20 protein-coding genes are annotated in these 19,980 nt (G+C 61.1%); 7 read left to right on the top strand and 13 right to left on the bottom strand.

Annotated features, from left to right (window positions below):
* Positions 1–15: 15 nt before the first annotated feature.
* From U5A65_RS12100 to U5A65_RS12080, 5 genes are all read right to left on the bottom strand, one after another.
* Positions 16–1,095, bottom strand: coding sequence for a C45 family peptidase (locus tag U5A65_RS12100; RefSeq protein WP_321933340.1), 1,080 nt, complete (start codon positions 1,093–1,095; stop codon positions 16–18).
* A 199-nt stretch (positions 1,096–1,294) separates the two neighbouring features.
* Positions 1,295–2,155, bottom strand: a complete 861-nt coding sequence (locus U5A65_RS12095; protein ID WP_321946379.1) for a MurR/RpiR family transcriptional regulator — start codon at positions 2,153–2,155, stop codon at positions 1,295–1,297.
* 114 nt (positions 2,156–2,269) lie between these two features.
* Positions 2,270–2,785 carry a gamma-glutamylcyclotransferase family protein gene (locus U5A65_RS12090; RefSeq protein ID WP_321946378.1) on the bottom strand — a complete coding sequence of 172 codons (516 nt, stop codon included), beginning with the start codon at positions 2,783–2,785 and terminating at the stop codon, positions 2,270–2,272.
* Between the two features lie 124 nt (positions 2,786–2,909).
* On the bottom strand, positions 2,910–3,560 hold the full coding sequence (locus U5A65_RS12085; RefSeq protein ID WP_321946377.1) for a DUF429 domain-containing protein: 651 nt from the start codon (positions 3,558–3,560) through the stop codon (positions 2,910–2,912).
* Positions 3,561–3,627: 67 nt separating this feature from the next.
* Entirely contained in the window at positions 3,628–4,371 is a 744-nt protein-coding gene (locus U5A65_RS12080) for an H-NS family nucleoid-associated regulatory protein (protein ID WP_321934143.1), read from the bottom strand.
* 191 nt (positions 4,372–4,562) lie between these two features.
* Here U5A65_RS12080 and U5A65_RS12075 point away from each other — a divergent pair, with 191 nt between their 5' ends.
* The 3 genes from U5A65_RS12075 to U5A65_RS12065 all read left to right on the top strand — a co-directional run bounded on the left by U5A65_RS12075 (position 4,563) and on the right by U5A65_RS12065 (position 7,454).
* Complete coding sequence (locus U5A65_RS12075; RefSeq protein WP_321914636.1) at positions 4,563–4,781, top strand: hypothetical protein; 219 nt, start codon at positions 4,563–4,565, stop codon at positions 4,779–4,781.
* 357 nt (positions 4,782–5,138) lie between these two features.
* The gene (gene dinB, locus U5A65_RS12070; protein WP_321914635.1) at positions 5,139–6,299 is read left to right on the top strand and encodes a DNA polymerase IV; all 1,161 of its coding nucleotides are present in this window, start codon (positions 5,139–5,141) and stop codon (positions 6,297–6,299) included.
* A gap of 135 nt (positions 6,300–6,434) precedes the next feature.
* Positions 6,435–7,454: an AraC family transcriptional regulator gene (locus U5A65_RS12065; RefSeq protein WP_321933348.1), complete on the top strand. Its 1,020-nt coding sequence runs from the start codon at positions 6,435–6,437 to the stop codon at positions 7,452–7,454.
* A 26-nt stretch (positions 7,455–7,480) separates the two neighbouring features.
* Here U5A65_RS12065 and U5A65_RS12060 read toward each other — a convergent pair whose 3' ends face one another.
* On the bottom strand, positions 7,481–8,005 hold the full coding sequence (locus U5A65_RS12060; RefSeq protein ID WP_321946376.1) for a hypothetical protein: 525 nt from the start codon (positions 8,003–8,005) through the stop codon (positions 7,481–7,483).
* An 84-nt stretch (positions 8,006–8,089) separates the two neighbouring features.
* Positions 8,090–9,865, bottom strand: a complete 1,776-nt coding sequence (locus U5A65_RS12055; RefSeq protein ID WP_321946375.1) for a phospholipase D-like domain-containing protein — start codon at positions 9,863–9,865, stop codon at positions 8,090–8,092.
* 134 nt (positions 9,866–9,999) lie between these two features.
* Here U5A65_RS12055 and lhpH point away from each other — a divergent pair, with 134 nt between their 5' ends.
* The 3 genes from lhpH to U5A65_RS12040 all read left to right on the top strand — a co-directional run bounded on the left by lhpH (position 10,000) and on the right by U5A65_RS12040 (position 11,871).
* A complete protein-coding gene (gene lhpH, locus U5A65_RS12050) occupies positions 10,000–11,007 on the top strand; it encodes a trans-3-hydroxy-L-proline dehydratase (RefSeq protein ID WP_321946374.1) in 1,008 nt (335 codons plus the stop codon).
* A gap of 147 nt (positions 11,008–11,154) precedes the next feature.
* Positions 11,155–11,406 carry a hypothetical protein gene (locus tag U5A65_RS12045; protein WP_321933353.1) on the top strand — a complete coding sequence of 84 codons (252 nt, stop codon included), beginning with the start codon at positions 11,155–11,157 and terminating at the stop codon, positions 11,404–11,406.
* A 123-nt stretch (positions 11,407–11,529) separates the two neighbouring features.
* On the top strand, positions 11,530–11,871 hold the full coding sequence (locus U5A65_RS12040; RefSeq protein WP_321914633.1) for an H-NS family nucleoid-associated regulatory protein: 342 nt from the start codon (positions 11,530–11,532) through the stop codon (positions 11,869–11,871).
* 6 nt (positions 11,872–11,877) lie between these two features.
* Here U5A65_RS12040 and U5A65_RS12035 read toward each other — a convergent pair whose 3' ends face one another.
* The 3 genes from U5A65_RS12035 to U5A65_RS12025 all read right to left on the bottom strand — a co-directional run bounded on the left by U5A65_RS12035 (position 11,878) and on the right by U5A65_RS12025 (position 14,523).
* A complete protein-coding gene (locus U5A65_RS12035; RefSeq protein ID WP_321914605.1) occupies positions 11,878–12,516 on the bottom strand; it encodes an NUDIX hydrolase in 639 nt (212 codons plus the stop codon).
* 38 nt (positions 12,517–12,554) lie between these two features.
* Positions 12,555–13,280, bottom strand: coding sequence for a haloacid dehalogenase type II (locus tag U5A65_RS12030; protein ID WP_321946373.1), 726 nt, complete (start codon positions 13,278–13,280; stop codon positions 12,555–12,557).
* A gap of 67 nt (positions 13,281–13,347) precedes the next feature.
* Positions 13,348–14,523 carry an MFS transporter gene (locus U5A65_RS12025; RefSeq protein WP_321946372.1) on the bottom strand — a complete coding sequence of 392 codons (1,176 nt, stop codon included), beginning with the start codon at positions 14,521–14,523 and terminating at the stop codon, positions 13,348–13,350.
* A gap of 95 nt (positions 14,524–14,618) precedes the next feature.
* Here U5A65_RS12025 and U5A65_RS12020 point away from each other — a divergent pair, with 95 nt between their 5' ends.
* The gene (locus tag U5A65_RS12020) at positions 14,619–15,527 is read left to right on the top strand and encodes a LysR substrate-binding domain-containing protein (protein ID WP_321946371.1); all 909 of its coding nucleotides are present in this window, start codon (positions 14,619–14,621) and stop codon (positions 15,525–15,527) included.
* Between the two features lie 23 nt (positions 15,528–15,550).
* Here U5A65_RS12020 and U5A65_RS12015 read toward each other — a convergent pair whose 3' ends face one another.
* From U5A65_RS12015 to U5A65_RS12005, 3 genes are all read right to left on the bottom strand, one after another.
* The gene (locus U5A65_RS12015) at positions 15,551–16,771 is read right to left on the bottom strand and encodes a PLP-dependent aminotransferase family protein (RefSeq protein WP_321946370.1); all 1,221 of its coding nucleotides are present in this window, start codon (positions 16,769–16,771) and stop codon (positions 15,551–15,553) included.
* Between the two features lie 179 nt (positions 16,772–16,950).
* The gene (locus tag U5A65_RS12010) at positions 16,951–18,123 is read right to left on the bottom strand and encodes an FAD-binding oxidoreductase (RefSeq protein ID WP_321946369.1); all 1,173 of its coding nucleotides are present in this window, start codon (positions 18,121–18,123) and stop codon (positions 16,951–16,953) included.
* Between the two features lie 116 nt (positions 18,124–18,239).
* On the bottom strand, positions 18,240–19,739 hold the full coding sequence (locus tag U5A65_RS12005; protein WP_321946368.1) for an aldehyde dehydrogenase family protein: 1,500 nt from the start codon (positions 19,737–19,739) through the stop codon (positions 18,240–18,242).
* Positions 19,740–19,980: the final 241 nt, after the last annotated feature.

Below are 19,980 nucleotides of genomic sequence, written 5' to 3'. Positions count from 1 at the left end.
GAAGTCCGTGAATGATTAACGGGTCGCGCCGTCTGCATGGCGCGCGTTCGAATCGATAAAGACGTCGAGCACGCGCTCGCCGCCCTGCCAGACGCCGAGCGCCACGCCGCGCGGTTCGACGCGCATGCAGGCAGTGGCGAGCGTGTTTTCGTCGTCCGGGTCGTGCGGGTCGTCGCGGAAAATCGGCAGGCCAGCGCCCGCGCGGTCTTGCAGTGCCTGCACGAACGCCGCGCTGTCGGGCTGCGTGCCAAGCGCGGGCAACAACTGGGCGAGACGGACCTGGCGATCACGCGACGATTCGGTGACGATCTGCGACTCACGCTCGCAGCCCGCGTGGATCAAGTGATTCGCATGGCCCGAGGGCGTGCTCACTTCGTGCACCGAAGCGCGCTGCGCGGTGGCTTCGACGCTATACACACGCACCTCGCCCGCCTCGTCTGTCCCGCCGATCGTGTGGTGGAAGCCGCTCGCTCGCGGCGTGTCGCGCAGCAGCGCGAGCGCGTCTGCCAGCGTCGCGCAATCGAGCACGGCGCGCGCGAGGATCATGCGCGGCACACCCACGCGCGGCTCGCGAATGCGCACATTGTTGATCGCTTGAGCAAGCCCCGCACGCGTGGCCGCAAAGGTATGTCCCGGCAGCGAGCCCGGATAGTAAAAGCTCACGAAACCGGGCTTTCCTTCCGGCTCGACCTCGACCACACTGCAGCGGCCGCGCAGCCAGGGGTCGCCGTCTTCGTTGTGCGCAATGAGGCCCGCGGCAGGCGTGCGCGCTGCAAGCGTCGTGCAGCCGTCCGGCGCGTTGTGGATCAGCTCGCCGCGGCAATTCCAGAGGAACAGGTCGTCTGCGGACCAGTCCAGCGCCTGTGCCATGGCGTCGATTTCCGCGACATAGGCCGGGAAATGCTGTGTGGCTGCGGCGCGCAGTTGCTGCGCGAACGCACTGCCGCGCCAACGGCTCACCGCCTGCCAGGCGCTGCTTTGCGCCATATAGTCGGCAAAGATAGGCTTCACGTGTGCGCCGAGCTGCCGCCCGATCGCCTCGGGCGAGCCAGCCGCCCGAATGGCCGGCCCCCGGAGGGTGTTTAGTTCCTGCATCGGTTTTCTCGCTTCGCTACCGCGATGGGTCTTCGGATAGTGTGCTTTATACGCCCCAACAACATATGTTGTCAATTTAAATATAAATCACAACAAATGCGATACAAACGGATAAAACAAGGCCGGATGCCGTTTTGCGACGGCATCCTCCTGCGGAAAAGCGAGTGTGAAAGGGTGCGGAAATGCCGGAGCGGCGCGCTCAGGGCACGTAAGCGCCGCGGGCGTTCAACGTACGCTCGACCTGCTCGAGCTGCGCGATCGCACCCGAGCCTTCGAGTGCCAGCAGATGGGCGACAAGCGACTCGGCCAGCGCCGTCGCCGCCACGAGCGAAGGGAAAAACGACGGGCTTTCGTGCGTGAAGATCAGCGCCTTGTCGGCGTTCAGCGCAATAGGCGAGACGGCACTATCGGTAATCGCGATCAGGCGGCTGCCTTTGGCAAGCGCGGCCTCGGCCACGCGCACCGCCTCGACCGAGTACGGTGCGAAGCTGACAACAATCGTTGCGCTGTCGCGCTCGATGCCGAGCAACTGCATCTCCAGTGTTCCCGCCTCGCCGCCGAGCAAGGAGACGGAAGGCCGGAACAGGCGGTAACCGTAGACGAGCCCGAACGCCACCGCATAGCACGAGCGGAAACCCGCCACATGCACGTGTTTCGCGCGGCGCAATACACGCGCCGCCTCGACCATCGAGCGTGTGTTGTGAGCAGCGCTCGCCTCCAGATTGTGCTGCTGCGCCACGAGCAGGTCGCGCGCGAGACCGTCCTTGGCGCTGCCCGCCACGAGTGAGCGCGCCCGCGAGGAAAGCGGCTCAGGCCGCGTTCGCACCCGCGCGACGAACAGGTCCCGCAGCTCGTTCCAGCCCGGAAAACCCAGTTGCTGGGAAAGCCGCACGAGCGAAGCGGGCTGCACGTTGGCGCGCTCGGCCACCTTGCGCATGGACGAGACGGCCACCTCGTCGGGGTGGTCGAGCAGAAAGGCAGCGCCGGTCTGGAACTGCGGGCTCAAGTCGGAGAAACGCGCGCGAATCAGCGCGGCGAGCTGGTCGAAACTGTCTGGCATGCGTCGCTCGGGCAGTGGGTGACAACAAATGTTACCACTCGTGTTGCCAGTTGTTGCAAGTCGGGACAGATTGGTGAGCGGCAAAGGAATTTTGCCGAATCGGCCGCTGCTTAATTAACTCGCCGAGTAAGTCCGAAGCTCCGCCTCAGTTCGAACCAGGTCGGGGTCGTCGATGGAGACAACCGCTTCGATTGCCCGCACATAATCTTCAGGCAGGTTCGCCTCCTTTGCGCCTACCAATACATGATGCTTGTACCAGTGGTATGGCAGCAGACCCGGTTGCTTTTTCGTGGCGACGTAGGTCAGTGCATACACTCCGCCAATCGCGGTCTCCACCCGAATACTTAATGGTTCGTAGCCCTTCCCCGCTCCCTCGAATGTGTCGAGCGCCTCTCGTTCGCTATGCACCACCGAGAAAATGACGCCATAGACTCTGTCACCAGCGTTTCCTGTGTGCTCACAATCGCATTTGCCAGAGCCGTCCTTTTTGCTCAATTTGTCGAACGCGAGTTTGTAGCCCGTTACGAACCCCGTGGTGACCACCTTCGCTGACGGCAGCCTCGCAGCGAGGCGTCGTACCGACATATTGGAGCCGTAAGCGAAATAAGAAAATTCGTTGCTCGAGTTCATTGCTGTGATTGCCCTCGTGACAATTGCAGCTCAGCAAGAAGAACACGGTGCCCATGTAGCTCAAACCGACCCTTCTGCTTCCGAAATGAGTTCGCAGCACGGTGCAAAGATGTACACGCCAGACTCATTGGTGGCGCTTATTTAAGGCAAGCGCAACCGGGACATGAATATAACCGCCTTCCGTGTCGCCGTACGCGTACGTCTGCCCTTCGATCAGGTATCTCGCGCACAGTGCACACAGTGCGGCATCGAAGTCGTCGATAGACTTCAATCCTGAGGCGTCGATTTTCGCGCTTTCCAGTACTTTGGGTCGTTGCCAGCGCTTTTGCCTCGCGGACGTTCCCTCCTTGCCCCGGAGCGCACAGGTCACGGCATGGGGAAACGTTTCGAAGCTGACACGCCCGCCTTCGAATTTGCGAGATGCCAGCAGCGGCCAGGTGGAAGAGAAGACTTCGTAAATCTGCTCTCCGTTGAACATCCACCGGTAGAAGCGACTCGAGTTCTCATCTGCCCGCCTTCGAGTTGGCGTGGCAAAGGAAAAGATATGTTGGCGCGCGAGTTCCCTTTCCGCACGCCGCCCTTCGCCTTCAACGCCCCACCGGCAAGGAGCGTCTATTCCAACGGCCTGAACGTCGTACTCAAGACACGCCTGCAGCATCTGCTGAGGAGTTTTCGCATCCGGAGGCCGGAACGCTCGACTGCCATCCAGAATGACTAGATGGCAGCCCTTTTTGTCTCCGCCCACATCGATGCCAGCGACCGTGCATGTGTTCAAGCGGTCCCCGCCACGCGTAACAAGCGTTGAACCGGGCTGTAAGCATGCTTGCAGCCCGGTGTGTCACTTAGGCTGCGGCGGCCGTGCCCGCACCTTCAGCAGCCGCCTGAGGCGCGGTAACTTCGACAGGCGCCGCCACTACGAGCTTCGGCGCTCGCACTTTTCGCGCGACGGGTGACTTCGCTGCTGCGCCGTTCCTCGCAGCAGCCTTGCGTGCCGGCGCTGCCTTCTTCGCAGATACCTTCCTGGTTGCCGTGCTCGTCTTTGCAGCAGCCTTCTTCGCTGTCGGCGCCTTGGCCGGCTTCGCAGCAGGCTCGGCCTTTTCAATCAGGAACTTCGACCGGTCCTTCGCGCCGGCGAGCCATGCCGGTGCGGTGCCACGACCAGACCACGTCGCGCCGGTTTTCGGGTCACGATATTTCGGCGGCTGCGGTCCACGCACGTAGTTACCCGCCTTAGGCGCTTTCACAGCGGCAGCCGATTTCGGTGCTGCATCGGCAACCAGGAACTTGCTTCGGTCCTTTGCCTTTGCAATCCACGCGGGAGCACGACCATGGCCAGTCCACGTCGCGCCAGTTTTGGGATCGAGATACTTCGCAGCGGACGAACCCTGCTTCGCCGTAACCGCTTTTCCCGGTTTGCGGCCGCGACGCTTGCCGACGAATGCCTCAATTTCGGCAAGCGTCACGGCATGCTTGTCCATCAAACCGCGAATCTTTTCGAGTACTGCCGTCGATTTCGTTGTCGCCAACGATTCTGCCTGAGCCTGCAACTTTGCGATTCGTGCCTGAATTGATTGGAGTGTGGCCATTCGTGGTTTTTCCTTTGATGAGATAGTTTTTCCCACTATGCCACATCGGACGACGAATACAACATTTGGTACCGAATTACTTTGCGTTCAGCAGTGAGAAACATTACTGTCTATTTCTGACCCGCTCGCAACGCCGCGTCCGAATCAGGCTGGTGAGTGAATTGGGTGCGACACCGACGTTTGGACAAGATATGGAAAGAGAAATATACAAGGGATATGTTTTGTGGGGCCACGCTATCGCGCAACAATCGGAGATCCTCACGCCTGAACGCTATGCGGGGAGCGGCACGGTGACCCGGGACAACAAACTCATCAACGCTTCAGGCGTTCTGGATTTGTTTAATTCCGAGGATGCTGCGCAGGAGGCAGGACTCGCATGGGCACGTGCCTGGGTGGATACCAACGGATAGCGCCAATCGTTGCGCAACGATAAAAACCCACGCCTGCCCGGCGTACTTCGCCCCTCCACTTCAATCCATCCCGTTCTTACGCGTTATTCAGAATCGGCGGCGTGCGCGAATTGATCATCGAAGCCCCTTTGCGCGACACAACCAGGATTTTTTCCCACTGAAAGAAGTTAGCGGTACAGCCGGAAGCATGCGGTAGAATACTGTGCAAACATACAGTACTATGGCGCAGTGAGTGCGCGGCTTGCCGAGCTTCCGACCGTGAACTTCGACTGGGAAAAAAGATGAACAATCGTGCGGGCACTGCGTTCCGGCGCAAACACTCAAGGACCGCCCGGACAATTCCACAGTAGTTGCAACGTGACAAGCCACCGCACACGCCGCATTGCGCATCTCGACATGGACGCTTTTTATGCATCCGTCGAACTGCTGCGCTACCCCGAATTGCGCGGCAAACCGGTCGTAATCGGCGGCGGGCGCAATGCGGCACCAGAAGTCCTGCCCGACGGCACGCGCCGCTTTGCGCGACTGCGCGACTATGTGGGCCGCGGCGTGGTCACGACTTCGACCTACGAAGCGCGCGCCCTCGGCGTTTTCTCCGCGATGGGCATGATGAAGGCCGCACAACTCGCGCCCGATGCCATCCTGCTGCCTACGGACTTTGATTCGTACCGGCGCTATTCGCGCCAGTTCAAAGACGTGGTGCGCACGTTCACGGACCAGATCGAAGACCGGGGAATCGACGAGATCTACATTGACCTCACGGGCATCGAGGGCGAATCGAGCGAACTTGGAAACCGGATCAAGACGGCCGTGCACGAAGCGACCCGCCTCACTTGCTCTATCGCCATCGCACCGAACAAGCTGCTCGCAAAAATCGGCTCGGAGCTCGATAAGCCGAATGGTCTCACCATACTCACGATGGACGACCTCGAGTCGCGCATCTGGCCGCTTCCGGCAAAGAAAGTGAATGGCATCGGCCCGCGTGCAAGTGAACGCCTGGCGAGCCTCGGGATCGGAACGGTCGGTGAGTTGGCCTCGGCTGACCTCGGACTATTGCAGGAGCACTTCGGGCGCACGTACGCCGCGTGGCTGGCCAGAATCGCCCGAGGCCTCGACGATCGCGCCGTCGTGGTTTCCTCCGAGCCAAAGTCCATGAGCCGGGAAACGACGTTCGAGCGTGACATGCATGTCGTGCGCGATCGTGCGGTCCTGACGCCGGCGTTGACACGCCTTTGCGAACGGGTTACCGAGGATCTTCAGCGCAAAGGGTACCGTGGCCGAACGGTAGGCCTGAAAATCAAGTTCGCCGACTTCAAGATCGTCACTCGCGACCTCTCGCTCACCGAACCGGTGGCAGATGTCGTGGCTATCCGGCGAGCTGTCGGCGAATGCCTGAAGCGCGTGTCGCTGGATCGGAGGATCCGCCTCATCGGTGTACGCATTGGCTCTCTCGAGCGCGCCACGGGTACTGCATCCGCCGCCGTGCCGACGCAGGGCGAGTTGCCTTTCGATTGCTGACGCTCGATCGCCGGCGTTCGATCGATCCGAAACAGGCCTTTTTCGAACAATTCACTACGGGCAGAATTTCGGTTAGATTCTCAAAGCGTCTATTCCAGAAGACTTTCAGGCACATTTCAGCAAAGACTTCTTCGCATGAGCTCGCGCGTACCCACGGTCGACGTCTTCCGTCCATTTGAACATGGCATTGCCCACAATCATTTCAGTGTGCAGGGCGAACCGCCGGAACGTCGCTTGCTCGCCTGGCGGGATCGAGTGGGCCATCTCATTGACGTGGTGCCCTCGCTATCCGCTCTGGAGAAGCCGTTTCAGGCCTCAATTGACCGCTATGCGGTGAATAACCTTGTATTTACGGATTGCCGGTCGGACCTGCTTGTGCTCGAACGCTCTCAGGCACGGATTTCGACAGACCGGGTACGCGACTTCGTCTTCCATGTGTTTCTGGAGGGTGGCGTTGAGAACGTGGTCACGCGCACCGCGCAGCGCGACAGCACTCCTGCGCCCGCCAGCATTCTTGCGCTCGATCTGAACCAGGCGATTCGAATGCAGCGCCAGGCATGCAGGGTAGTCACGTTTTTCGTGCCGGGCGAGTTGGTGCAAAAGGTGTTTCCTGATCCGGAAGCCATCCATGGCCGTGTGCTTCACGCGTCGATGCCACTTGTGCCACTGATTACCGAACACGTTGCGGCGCTCAGTGGGAGAATCGCAAGCCTGAGCGCCGCGGAGGCGGACGGCGCCATACGCGAGGCGGCGGAACTGCTTGTCGCAGCGTTTGGACGGCAAGCGGGCCTGAACGGCGACACTCGTGCGGCAGCCCGGGCGGCGATGTTCGCTCAGGTACGGCGCTATATTCAGGCGCACCTGACTGAAAGCGACCTCTCCCCTGAAAGTGTACTCAATGCGCTTGCACTTCCTCGCCCAACCCTCTATCGCCTGTTTCAGCACGAAGGCGGCCTTGGCGCTTATATCCGAAACCTGAGGCTACGTCGCGCAGCCGATGAACTGGTCCGGTATTCGCACGTCACGGTGATCGAGATTGCCTACGGACTCGGCTTCAAAAGCGCCTCCGATTTCACACGCGCCTTCCGGCGCGCGTACGACATGGCGCCGCAGGATTTTCGGGCGCTCGCTAGCAGGCGGCTGCAGTCGCGCTGACAGGCGTCGATGCCTGTGCGCCAGGTTCATGGTCCGACGCGCCGCTCCTTGAAAAACGTCAGCACGCAAAAGCTCACGCAACACGCGGGCGCAACATACCATGCCGCAGACAGGGATTGCCGCTCCATTTGATCAAACCGGTCACAATGAATTGAGCGGTGCTGCCTAATAGAGCAACACTCAACGCATACCAGCAGTAAAGCAGACAACGCGGAAGCCATGAATCCAATGATGGCGGGCGTGTGCATCACACGTGCCGCACAGCCCGGCATGAGGTAGACAATCGCGTACACCGGTATGGTTTGCCCCATGATCATCAGCGTCGCCAGCAGGATCGTCCTCCCATGTTCGCGACACAGTTGGGCAAGCGGTGTGCCGGCATGTCTGGCGCTGTTGGTGAAAATCGGTTCGTCGCGAAGCCGCAGGCGAACATAGAGGTCAACTGGTGCAATCAGAAGACCGATCAGGAACGGGATGCGCCAGCCCCACGAAGCGAGCGCTGCCGGCGACACCGTGCTGGTGACTAGCAGCCCCAGGGATGCGCCCAGCAACGCCAGATATCACGGGCGAGCCCATGCAGAATTCATCGACCGCGAAACGCGGGCGAGCGCCGTCGTGCGAATGCGTCATTGACTTCAGTTGGCCGGGCTTGCTGCCAATGCAATCCGCGCCTTCTCCTCCGGACTATTCGCCTTGTAGTATTTGTCCGCCCACTTGCGGTCGGGTTGCAGCATCAGCCGTTGAACGGTTCTACGCTGCTGCGCCTCGATGCCAATGGCGCGAGCCCGATAGTGCTCGTATAGCCGCATGAACTCGGCGAGGTAAATGGCGGCAATTCGCGTGTCCTTTATTTCGAGCAGGTTCTCGTCATTGAAATGCTCCGAGTTGTTGCTCATGTTTGCCGAGCCTGTGTAAACAATAGGATTGTCTCCCTCGGCATCGATGACAATGAATTTATGGTGGATGATGACCGGAGCGTAACCAGGCGCGACTTCGCCGGGAAAAAGCCGAAGCTCAGGCTCGAATCCTTCGGGCACCGTCGCCGGGGAGAAGTACGACGCGTCGATGACATCGCGGTTTTCCTTGCTTCGATGATAGAGCGCAAGGTTGGCCAGAGCCGTGGTACTCACCACTTCTCCCGCTTTTTGCGCCTCTTGCGCATTCTGAGCGGACTTTTCACTGATATTGTTGACGAGGCCGAACATCATTCGCCCCTTGTCGCCAGCCGCAAAGCAGGCGTCGCGAAGCGGCTCGTCAGTCGGCATGAAGAGGCAAAACAAAACGGAATGCCGCGCCTTGCCTATCGCTTCTACGATCGTGTCGATCTGGGTACGTTTGCTTTTCGCCTCCGGAGAAAAGCAAACGCGCACGGCTGCGCTTCCCACCATCACGGCGTCCGACCAACCATCCGCGAGTTCAGCGGTTTGATTGATGGGCGGATTGCTGGCTATGGCCTTCGTTCTGTCGTCATATCGTTTCGCGAGATTGGCCGAATCGAACAGGTGGAGCACGTTGGCCTGTTCCGTGATGCCTTCCGTTGTGAAATTCGCGGAACCCGCAAGGACGAATGCCGGATTACCTTGTCTATCGCCCCTATCCGTCACGATAAGCTTGTCGTGCATGATATGAGTCTTGTCACGGGGGCAGAAAGTCACAACGCTGTTCAGTGCATCGACCGTGGGTTGATTGGGTGACGGCGCGGGAGATTTGCCTTTTTCGCGAACCAGGTGCGAGTCGTAGACAACGGCAACATTCCCTTTTCCGTGGGCCGTTCCAAAATCCTTGAACGCCGGTATCGCCCAAAGCGGGTCCGTCAAGTGATAGACAGCTGCTGCAGCGTGGGACGAGTCCAGGAATATTTCCTTGAACACAAGCTGCATATCGTTAGCAAGCCATGTTCGAAGTTGAAGGGCCTCTGCGGCCGGCGGCGCGCTATGTGGGTCGATTCCCATGGCCTTGACCTGCCGCGCAAAGGCCTGCGAGCTGACCACCGCGCGGTTGAACCACGTACCCACGCCGTCTTCGATATGCGCCGGAAGCGTGACCTCACACGAACTCGCCTCTGCGTTCAGCAGATTCGGATTGTCCGGCGTACCGACTACCGGATAAACGGTGTACGTGAACTGCTTGCCCCTGTCGGCCTCCTCGATGCGCGCGTCCCACCACATAAATTTTTGAATCGGCGCGGTGTTCGAAGGCGCATCGGGCTTCCCATCCGGCACGGGCCCTTTGAACGTGATTCGATTGGGGAGCCAGTTGCTTGCCGCATGAGATTTTCCGTCCGGATTCGTGAAACCGGGGGCTCGCTCGATGGCGAAACCCAGGAAGTCGGCGCGTGTGGCACCTTCTGGCCAGTCGAAAGCGAGCAAAACCAACGTGGGGGAGAGATAACTGCGGATCTTCGTCGACATCGTTCACCTCGTCTGTGTTGGCCAAAATCTGGAGTTTCGACCAGCAGTTTGTTGAGACAGTGAATGGTGTATGTTACGTAGATGTCGTTTCAATGACGCAGCCCAAGGTCAGTGAGTCTACAGCGTAAAACATCATGAAACCTGTTCGTACCATTTCGACCGTCGAGGTCCATACCGGCGGCGAAGCCTTCCGTATCGTCACGAGCGGATTGCCGCGCCTGCCGGGCGACACGATTGTGAAGCGTCGCGCGTGGCTAAAAGAGAACGCCGACGAAATCCGCACCGCCTTGATGTTCGAACCGCGTGGTCACGCCGACATGTACGGCGGCTATCTGACCGAGCCGGTTAGCCCAACCGCCGACTTTGGTATTATCTTTCTTCACAACGAGGGCTATAGCGACCACTGCGGACACGGCGTGATCGCGCTGTCTACCGCGGCAGTCGAACTTGGCTGGGTTCAGCGCCATGTCCCGGAAACGCGTGTTGGCATCGACGCTCCCTGTGGCTTTATCGAAGCATTCGTTCAGTGGGATGGCGAACACGCCGGCAACGTGCGATTCGTGAATGTCCCGTCGTTCATCTGGAAGCGCGACGTGATTGTTCAAACGCCGTCCTTTGGTACGGTGAAGGGCGATATCGCTTTTGGCGGCGCCTTCTACTTCTATACCGACGGTCAGCCGCATGGACTCGCCGTGCGCGAGTCGTCGGTCGAGGAACTCATCCGGTTCGGCGCCGAGGTGAAGGAAGCCGCGAACAAGGCGTACCCCGTCGAGCACCCCGAGATCCCTGAAATCAATCACATTTACGGAACCATCATTGCCAACGCACCGCGGCACGAAGGTTCGACGCAAGCCAATTGCTGCGTGTTCGCGGACCGCGAAGTGGACCGCTCGCCGACCGGCTCCGGCACCGGCGGCCGCGTCGCCCAGTTGTACCTGCGTGGCGAACTTGGCAAAGACGAGACCCTTGTGAATGAGTCCATCATCGGCACGGTTTTCAAAGGACGCGTGCTCAGCGAAACGACAGTCGGCGACTTCAAGGCAGTGATTCCGGAAGTCGAAGGCAACGCGTTTGTTTGCGGCTTCGCAACCTGGATCGTGGACGAACGCGACCCGCTGACTTACGGCTTCCTCGTCCGCTAAGCGTTTCCCCCGATAACGCGCCGTTACGAAACTCGCACCGCCGTTGCACCTGTGTCCGGCCCCGCCGCCTACACTCCGAACCGCGCTCACCAGAAACGCATGATATTGAGTCAATTTTCAAGCTAAAATTTCCCGCAAGCGATTATCATGAACGTCAATAACCGAATCAGGATGTTTGCCGCGGCGGCCACTTTAGGACTGGCGGCAGCCGGAACCGCACAAGCCGCAGGCTGCCTCAAGGGGGCTGTCGTGGGTGGCGTAGCGGGACATTATGCAGGTCACCACGCCGTGGTTGGCGCCGTCGGCGGGTGTATCGTGGGGCATCACATTGCGAAGAAGAATGCGGAAGAACGAGCCGCACAACATGAAGCGGCCCGCTCCCAGAAACTCACTACCTGATTCCGGGCTGGGCCTTTCGCTACCGCCGCCAGAGCCGCCCTTTCAAGCTGTGATATCGTGGCGGCACGCGACTTGCGCTATATTCTGCTCAAGAGTTGCATTCAGAGCGAAGCACAACTAGAAATGGACGAACGAAAACGCGAAAGCATCGTGGCCTATCTGCAGCGTCGGATGGCCGAATATGGAATCGAACCGGACGATATTGCTGCCTCAATTGCTGCGGATGCCGCGCAATTGCGAGCCGCCCGTTACCGGGATGCGGCTGGCCACACGTGGGACGGCAAAGGCGACGCCCCGCGGTGGGTGGTGCAGGCGACAAGCGCGGGGCAGTCGCTCGAGCATTTTGCTATCGGCGAGACGGCCGAACAGCAGCCGGCCCAACCCCCGAAGGTGGACTGGCGGCAGGACCCGTTTGCCGGCAGCCGTTTGGCAACTGTAAGGACAGAGCATAGCGGCGCGGCTTGAAGCCTTTCAATCGAATTCGACGTCACCGTTATTGCGTAGTTCATCCAGTCGTCGAATTTGTTCCGGCAGAATTCGGCCTTGCGACAAGGCAGGAAGGTCGTCGACATCGAAGAAGTGAGCCGCATTAGTTTCGGCTCCGGATATCTCGCCCGCTCGAACGATCTCCCCAAGAAAAACCAGCTTCCAGATGTGAAACACGGAAGGCGGATGGCCGTGCTTGAGCATGTCCCACACTGCCAGCAGCCGAACGACGTTGACCGTGTACCCGCTTTCTTCAAGCACCTCTTTTGCCGCGTTTTCAGCCGGTGAGACACCTACGTCGGCCCAGCCGCCGGGTAAAGACCACAAACCGTCCACAGCTTCTCGCACGAGAAGAATTTGGCCAGCCGGATTGAATACGGCACATCGCACATCGAGTTTAGGATTGGCGTATCCCGTTTCGGAAGCAAAGAGCGCAGCAACTTCGCCCGATTGCAGGGATGCCATTTCCGCGAGTTGCTGATGCGCGATGCCGGCGATTTCAGCATACCTTTCCGTGTCGAAGGCGCTCGTCGCGTAGTGCAAACCCGATTGCGCAAGCGCCAATAGCCGGCGAGCCTGCGCGAGACGGGCTTTCAACAACTCATGGTCGGAAGGCGTGGGCATGGTTGCGTGATCGCGAATGGGAATGAAGCATCGCTGGTTTATTTTTTTGCCAGCACTTCCTGATGCGCCTTTACGAAGTCGGCCATGCTGTTGAAGCGGAAATCGACTTTCGGTTGCGAGCCGGGATTCATTGTCGCGCCAAAGCCGGGCTGCGCATAACGGCGGTAGATCCAGCACGACGCCAACCCGCATTCATTGGCAGGCTTGTGGTCGTGAAAGAGACTTTCGGCAGTGTGAAGGATTTTCGCCTTCTCGATGCCACGCTCGCCGAGTTTTTCGAGCATGTAGTCGAAGTTTCGCAACGAGGGTTTATACGAGCCCACGTCTTCCGCAGTGAAAATAGCGTCGAACTCAACCTGCAGCCTTGCGTTGCTATAGGTGAACGTCTCATTGTCGACGTTCGACAGAATCACCAGCTTATAGTGCTTCTTGAGGTACTGCAGCGCGGCAACGGTGTCCTCGAATGCCGGCCAGTTCCGCACCGACCGCCCGTATTCCACGCACTCCTCGTGCGTGAACGACAGTCCCCACTCCTCGGCCAGCCGCTTGTAGACGATGGACAGCAGTTCCTGGTATCGCCTGGCTGGCGTGTAGCGCTGCTGCGAGGACTCGTGACGCGCGTGGGCTTCCAGCACCTGGTCCTTCGTGAGCGGCGTGCCAGCGCGCTCGAGCAACGGTTCAAGGCCCTTGAAAATGCCGCTTTCCCAATCGATCAGCGTGCCGTAGCAGTCAAAAGTCAGTGTGTCGAAGTCAGTCAATTCCACGGTTACTCACTCCTCTCGGAAGTGCCGGACGAAGATCACAGTGTATAGGCCGCTTCGACATCATGAATCAAACAGTAGCGATCGCTTCCGGCCTGGCACGCTCCGGCCGCCAGAACGCGAATACAAGCACTCCAACCAGCGCCTGAGCGGCCACGACGAACGCCACGCACCCCGCCCAGCCCCAGCGATGCCAGGCCGGAATGGGCAGCACGGAGCCGAGGCTGCCGCCGAAGTAATAGCAGGAGAGATAGATGCCGATCGCCGTCGTCCTGGCCCCGGCGGCGGCATGGGAAATGAACGCATTGGCGCAAGCCTGCTCGACAAACACCGCCGTCGAACCGAGCGCGAGCCCGGCGAGAATCGCGCCAACGCTCTCGGAGAGCGTGAGCAAGCTCCCCGCGATGGCGAGGCCAACCGCCGCGAGCGCAAGGTCGCGCGGCCCGCGGTGTCTCGCCATACGGCCCGAAATGGGCGTGACGACCACCGCCACGAGAAAAACTGCATAAATCGCGCCGATGCCCGCCGTCGAGAAATCGAACGGCGCGCGCGTGAGCCGCAGACCGACGAAGGAGAACGTCGCGACCTGAGAGGCAAGCACGCATGCGCCCACGGCGAACGAGGCGAGCACCGGGCCGCGCATCACAGGCTTCCATTGCGTCCTCGTCGCGCAACCGCCCTCCACACGCACGGCCCCCGATGCGGGCAAGCTCGCGTAGATCGCGAGACCGGTGGTGAAGCTCAGCAGCGCCACGATGTCGAGCGCGTGGCGCCACCCGAGCATCGACGTGAGCAGGTTGGTGACAAAGCGCCCCGCGAAGCCGCCCAGCGTCGTGCCCGCCACGAAGATCGCGCTCACTTCGGTGGCGCGCTCATGGTGATAGCGTTCGCCGATATACGAGATCGACATGGCGAAAATGAACGGCATCAGCACGCCGGCGGCGAAGCGAGCCGCGAGGAATGACGCAAAACCCGACGCATGCGCGGACCAGACCACCGGCAGCGCCGATGCGAGCGCGGCGGCGACAATCACGGTGCGCCGGTCGAAACGCGCCGCCAGGGCGCCGACAAACGGCGCGATAATGGCGACGGCCAGCGTGGTTGCGCTCACACCCTGCCCGGCGCGTTCCGCACTCACACCGAACGCAACGGCGAGTTCGCGCAGAATGCCTTGCGTGGCGTAGAGATTGATGAAGGCCGCGAAGCCGCACAGGAAGAACGCGGCTCGAATGGATGGGTCTTTCACGCTTGACGCCCTGTCTGGTCCAACCGACAGTCTGAGGATCGGCCAACGCGTGCGCCAATACCGTTTTCGTCGCCATTGATACCGCCAGAACAAGAATGCTCGACCTGCGCCGCCTCCGCTATTTCGTCACCGTCGCCGAAGAATTGCACTTCGGGCGCGCAGCCGTGCGCCTGAACATCGCGCAGCCGCCACTCACGCGCCATATCGCGGCGCTCGAAGCCGAACTCGGCATTCGGCTTTTCGAGCGTTCGACACGCGCGGTCAAACTCACGCCCGAAGGCGTGTTGTTCCTCGAACGGGCGCGCAGCGTGCTCCACGCCGTTGGCGAGGCGCAGGCCACCGCGCGCAAGCTCGCACAGGGCGTGACTGGCCGTATTGCGATCGGTTACACGAGTTCGATTCCGATGTCCGATGCGTTCGCCGAAATCGTGCGCAATGCAGGCCGCGAACTGCCCGAGGTGGAGCTCACATTTTGCGAGGTCGCAACCGCGAGTCAGCATCGGCAGATCGTTGAGGGCGCACTCGATATCGGCTTTGGCTGGTCGGCAGCGAACGCGCTCGAAGACGGCTTGCGTTCGCTCGTGATCGCGCGCGAGCCGCTCGTCGCCGCGGTGCCGAGCGGCAGCGTGCATGCGCACAAGCCCTCGCTCGACTTCGCCGAGCTTCGCGACGAGACGTTTCTGATTTTTCCGCCGGGGTATGGATCGGCGTTGACTGCGGCGCTCGATTCGTTGTGCGCGCAAGCAGGTGTGGAGCCGCGTATCGGCCCCACCGCTTCGCAGACTGCGACGCTCGTATCGCTCGTGGCGGCCGAGCGCGGCGTCGCCATCGTGCCGGCCTTCACAATGGCGCTGCAACGCTCAGGCGTGGCCTATGTGCCGTTGAACGGCGCACCGGTGCTCGAACAGGCTGTCTCGTGGATCGAGCCGTTCACATCGACATGTGTCGAGCGCTTTGTCGAGCTTGCGCAGTCGGTTTCGCAACGGGAAACGCGCGGCGCTTGATCCGTTCTTGAGCCGCGCGCTTTTCAAACAGGTGCCGACGCCGCGCTCGCCGTTCGCGTGGCATGCGTGGCCCGCTCCAAGCGCGCCACGCCTTCGCGAATCTCATCCACGTTCGGCGCGGCGAACGAAAGGCGCAGCGAAGCGGTGTCCGGATCATCGGCGAAGAAAGCCTTGCCCGGAACGAAAATCACCTTGTTCGCTATCGCGTTCGGCAAGAGCGCGTCGATTGCCACGCCGGGAATACGCGCCCACACGAACATGCCGCCTTCGGGCTGATGAAACGCGATCGCATCACCGAGTTGCGCGCGCAATCCATCGCAAAGCGCTGCGCATTTACGCTGATACGCTCGCGTGATGTGCGGAAGATGCCGTTCGAGCGAACCCGCCTCCAGATAGTGCGCGGCGATCGCCTGGGTCCACGGCGTACTGCACAGGTCGACGGTCTGCTTGGCGATCACGCAGCGGCGCGTGATTTCGGCGGGCGCGATGGCCCAGCCTACGCGCAAGCCAGGCGCGACGACCTTCGAAAGACTCGAGAAATGCACGATCCAGTCACGTGCGCCCTGCACTTCGCTTGCCAGCGCCAGCATCGACGGCACCGCGTTGCCTGCGAAGCGCAGATCGCCGTACGGATCGTCCTCGACGATCACGAAGCGGTATTGAACGGCGAGACGCAAGAGCGCCAGGCGCCGCTCGCGCGTGAGTGTGGCTCCGGTAGGGTTCGCGAAGGTCGGCACCGTGTAGAGCAGCTTCGGCCGGACAACCGCGCCCGAAGCGAGCCGCGCGGCGAGGCTGTCCACGTCGATACCGTCGCCGTCTACCGGCACCGTCACGACATGCGCCTGCTGCAGCCTGAGCGCCTGCAGCGTGGCCGGATAGGCGGGCTGCTCGGTCAAGGCCGTGTCGCCCGGATTGAGCAGCACGCGTAGCAAGAGGTCGAGGCCTTGCTGCGAGCCGGTCGTCACGAGCATCTCCTCAGGCGCGCAAGTTACGCCGCGGCGCGCCATCAGCGCGAGCAATTGCGTCTTCAACTCGGGCAGGCCGTCGGTCGGACCATATTGAAGGCAGCGCGTGGAGGCTTGCCACGCTTTTGCCGCTGCCGCCTGCAGTCCGTCGGCGTCGAACAGATCGCTGGCCGGATAACCGCCAGCGAAGGAAATCATGCCTGGCTCTCCCAGGTACTTGAAAAGCTCGCGAATGGGTGAACCGGCGGGCTGCTGAAAAGGCGCGGTGAAATCGTACATGGCGTAATGGAGTCGATGACGGTTAAGCGCGGCAACGCACAAGCTTCGATTGTGGTCAGCCCTTACGGGCGTATCAAACGAAATCTAATCACGACATCATGCGGTTAGCTCATTAAGCCTTCGCGCCATAAAAAAAGCCCGTGAAATCACGGGCTTTTTGCGCGGCCTCACGGCCAGCATCAGACGACATTCTTTTCGACGATCGGCCGGTTTTCCAGCACACGCGACCAGTCGAGCGAGGAAAGATCGAGCGTGGTGTATCGGCCATTCAGAATCAGCTCGCTCACGCCACGCCCGGTTGCCGGCCCCTGTTGCAGACCGTGCCCGCTAAACCCATTGGCGAATATGCAATTGTCGATGGCCGGGTGATAACCGATGATGGCGTTCTGGTCGAGCACGTTGTACTCGTAGTAACCGGACCAGCAGTTCTCCACGCGCAGCGCCTCGAACCCCGGCACGCGATGCGCGAGCGTGGGCCAGATCACATCGTCGAAAATCGCGTGATCGACTTCGTCAAGCGGCAGATCGTTGGGATCGTTGTCCGCGCTCGGCGACGTGCCGGTGATATACGTATTGCCCTCGGGGCGGAAATACACGCCCGACGGATCGATCAACAGCGGACACGCAGTGAGCCGCGCCGGCGACGACACGTTGAAAATGCTGCGGCGGCGCGCATAAACCGGAATGTCGATGTCCATCATTTCCGCAAGCTTGCGCGCCCACGCACCGGCCGCGTTCACGACCGTGTCGCACGCATGGCGTTCGCCGTCGCTCGCGATCACGTGCGTGACCTTGCGGCCGCTGCGCACGACGCCGGTCACATCGGCCGCCACATAGCGCGCGCCGAGCGACTGCGCCTTCTTGCGCAGCGCCTGCACGAGGCCGTAACCGTCGAACCAGCCCTCGCCGCTGCGGCCGTACGTGCCGCTTGTCAGATCCTCGACGTTGAGCCAGGGAAACTTGGCATGCAGCGCGTCGCGCGCCATGAGTTCGATGTCCGCGCCAAGGCTCGTTTGCAGCGCGTGATTCTCGCGCAGCGTCGCGTCGCCCGCTTCCGTGGCGAGGAAAAGATAGCCGCCCTCATGCAAATCGATCGACGGGCGGCTGCCGTTCACTTCGAGCCGCTCACCAATGCCGCGCAGAAACTCGATGCCGAAGAGCGACATCTGGATCGACAACGGCGTGGAAAACTGCTGCCGGATCGACGCGGCCGAAAGCGCCGACGACGAGCGCGCATAACTCGGGTCGCGCTCGAACACGGTCACGGCAACCGTGGGGTCCGCCGCGCGCAGAAAATAAGCAATAGAACTACCGATTACCCCGCCGCCAACGATAACGACTTGAGAACTCACGACTTGCTCCAGATTGCGGATAACTGCGGCGCGCATTGATTTGTTTTGCGCGAATCGATCCATCGACCGGACGCGCAATGCGCCCGGTCTTGCCTGCTCAGCTCAGCGAAACGCGCTTATTCGACGTTGAAGTCGATGCCCTGTGCGAGCGGCAGCGCCGACGAATAATTGACCGTGTTGGTCGCGCGGCGCATATAGGCCTTCCACGCGTCCGAGCCCGATTCGCGGCCGCCGCCCGTTTCCTTCTCGCCGCCGAACGCGCCGCCGATCTCTGCGCCGCTCGGCCCGATGTTCACGTTCGCGATGCCGCAATCGCTGCCCGAGGCCGACGTGAAGCGCTCGCTCTCGCGCAGGTCCGTCGTGAACACGCACGACGAGAGGCCGTGGTGGGCGGCGTTGTTCGCTTCGATGGCGTCGCCGAAGTCGCTGTACTTGAGCACGTAAAGAATCGGCGCGAAGGTTTCCTTCAGGACCACTTCAGTTTGCGACGGCATTTCGACGATCGCCGGGCGCACGTAGAAGCCCTTTTCGTTGCCCGCCACGGTGTGGCGCTCGCCGCCGAACACCTTGCCGCCCTCGCGCTTTGCCTGCTCCAGCGCCGACTGCATGCGCGCGAACGACTGCTCGTCGATGAGCGGCCCCATCAGCGTGCCCTGTTCGAGCGGATTGCCGATCACGACCTTGCCGTACAGCGTCTTCAGGCGCTCGACGGCCTTGTCGTACACGCTTTCGTGCACGAAGAGACGGCGCAGCGACGTGCAGCGCTGACCCGCGGTGCCGACTGCCGAGAACAGAATGCCGCGCAGCGCGAGTTCCAGATCGGCGGTAGCGGAAACGATGCCCGCGTTGTTGCCGCCCAGTTCTAGCAGCGAGCGGCCGAAGCGGCGCGCGACTTCCACGCCGACCGTGCGGCCCATTTCGGTGCTGCCCGTTGCGCTCACGATGTTCGAACGCGGGTCGGCCACGAGCTTTGCGCCCACATCGCGGCCGCCAACGATCAGGCTCGTGAGGCCTTCGGGCGCGTCGCCGAACTCTTTCAGCACGTCCTGCATGATCTTGTTGACGGCAACTGCCGTGAGTGGCGTCTTTTCCGAAGGCTTCCAGACCACGGCGTTACCGCACACGAGCGCGAGCGCGGCGTTCCACGACCACACGGCGACCGGGAAGTTGAACGCGGAAATCACGGTACACACGCCCATCGGATGCCATGTTTCCGCCATGCGATGGCCCGGACGCTCCGAAGCAATCGTCAGACCATAAAGCTGACGCGAGAGGCCGACCGCGAAGTCGCAGATGTCGATCATTTCCTGCACTTCGCCCAAGCCTTCCTGGAAAATCTTGCCGGTTTCCAGCGACACGAGGCTGCCGAGCGCGCGCTTCTGTTCGCGCAGCTTGTTGCCGAGCAGGCGCACGAGTTCGCCGCGGCGCGGCGCGGGCACGTTGCGCCAGGTCTTGAACGCCTCCTGTGCCTTCGCGAGCACGGCGTCGACGTCCGCTGCCGACTGGCTCGCGACGCGGCCGATCAGCTCGCCGTTGATCGGCGAATGCACGGCGATGTCGCCCGCTTCGGCGAGATGGGAAATACCGAGATCCGAGAGGATGGAAGAGGCTTTCATAGGTAGAATCCCTTAAAAAATTTCCGATACGAAACATTGCTACTTTAGGAAACTATACACGCGCATTTTTCTGGCGACAACACAAAACCCAAGGGATTTTCGCCATGCCGCGTGCATCGCATCCGTGGGGCCTTCCGCCACGAAGATCGCATGGGGCCGCCCCGCCGGTGCGTCCTTGATTTCCTATTGGAAACAATGCATTGGGCGCCGACAGAAGCGGCGCCCTTCGAAGAAGCAACAG

Source organism: Paraburkholderia sp. J10-1 (assembly GCF_905220165.1).
Classification (GTDB): Bacteria; Pseudomonadota; Gammaproteobacteria; order Burkholderiales; family Burkholderiaceae; genus Paraburkholderia.
Note: the sequence above shows the minus strand (reverse complement) of the source record. Positions and strands in the feature narration are given on the sequence as shown.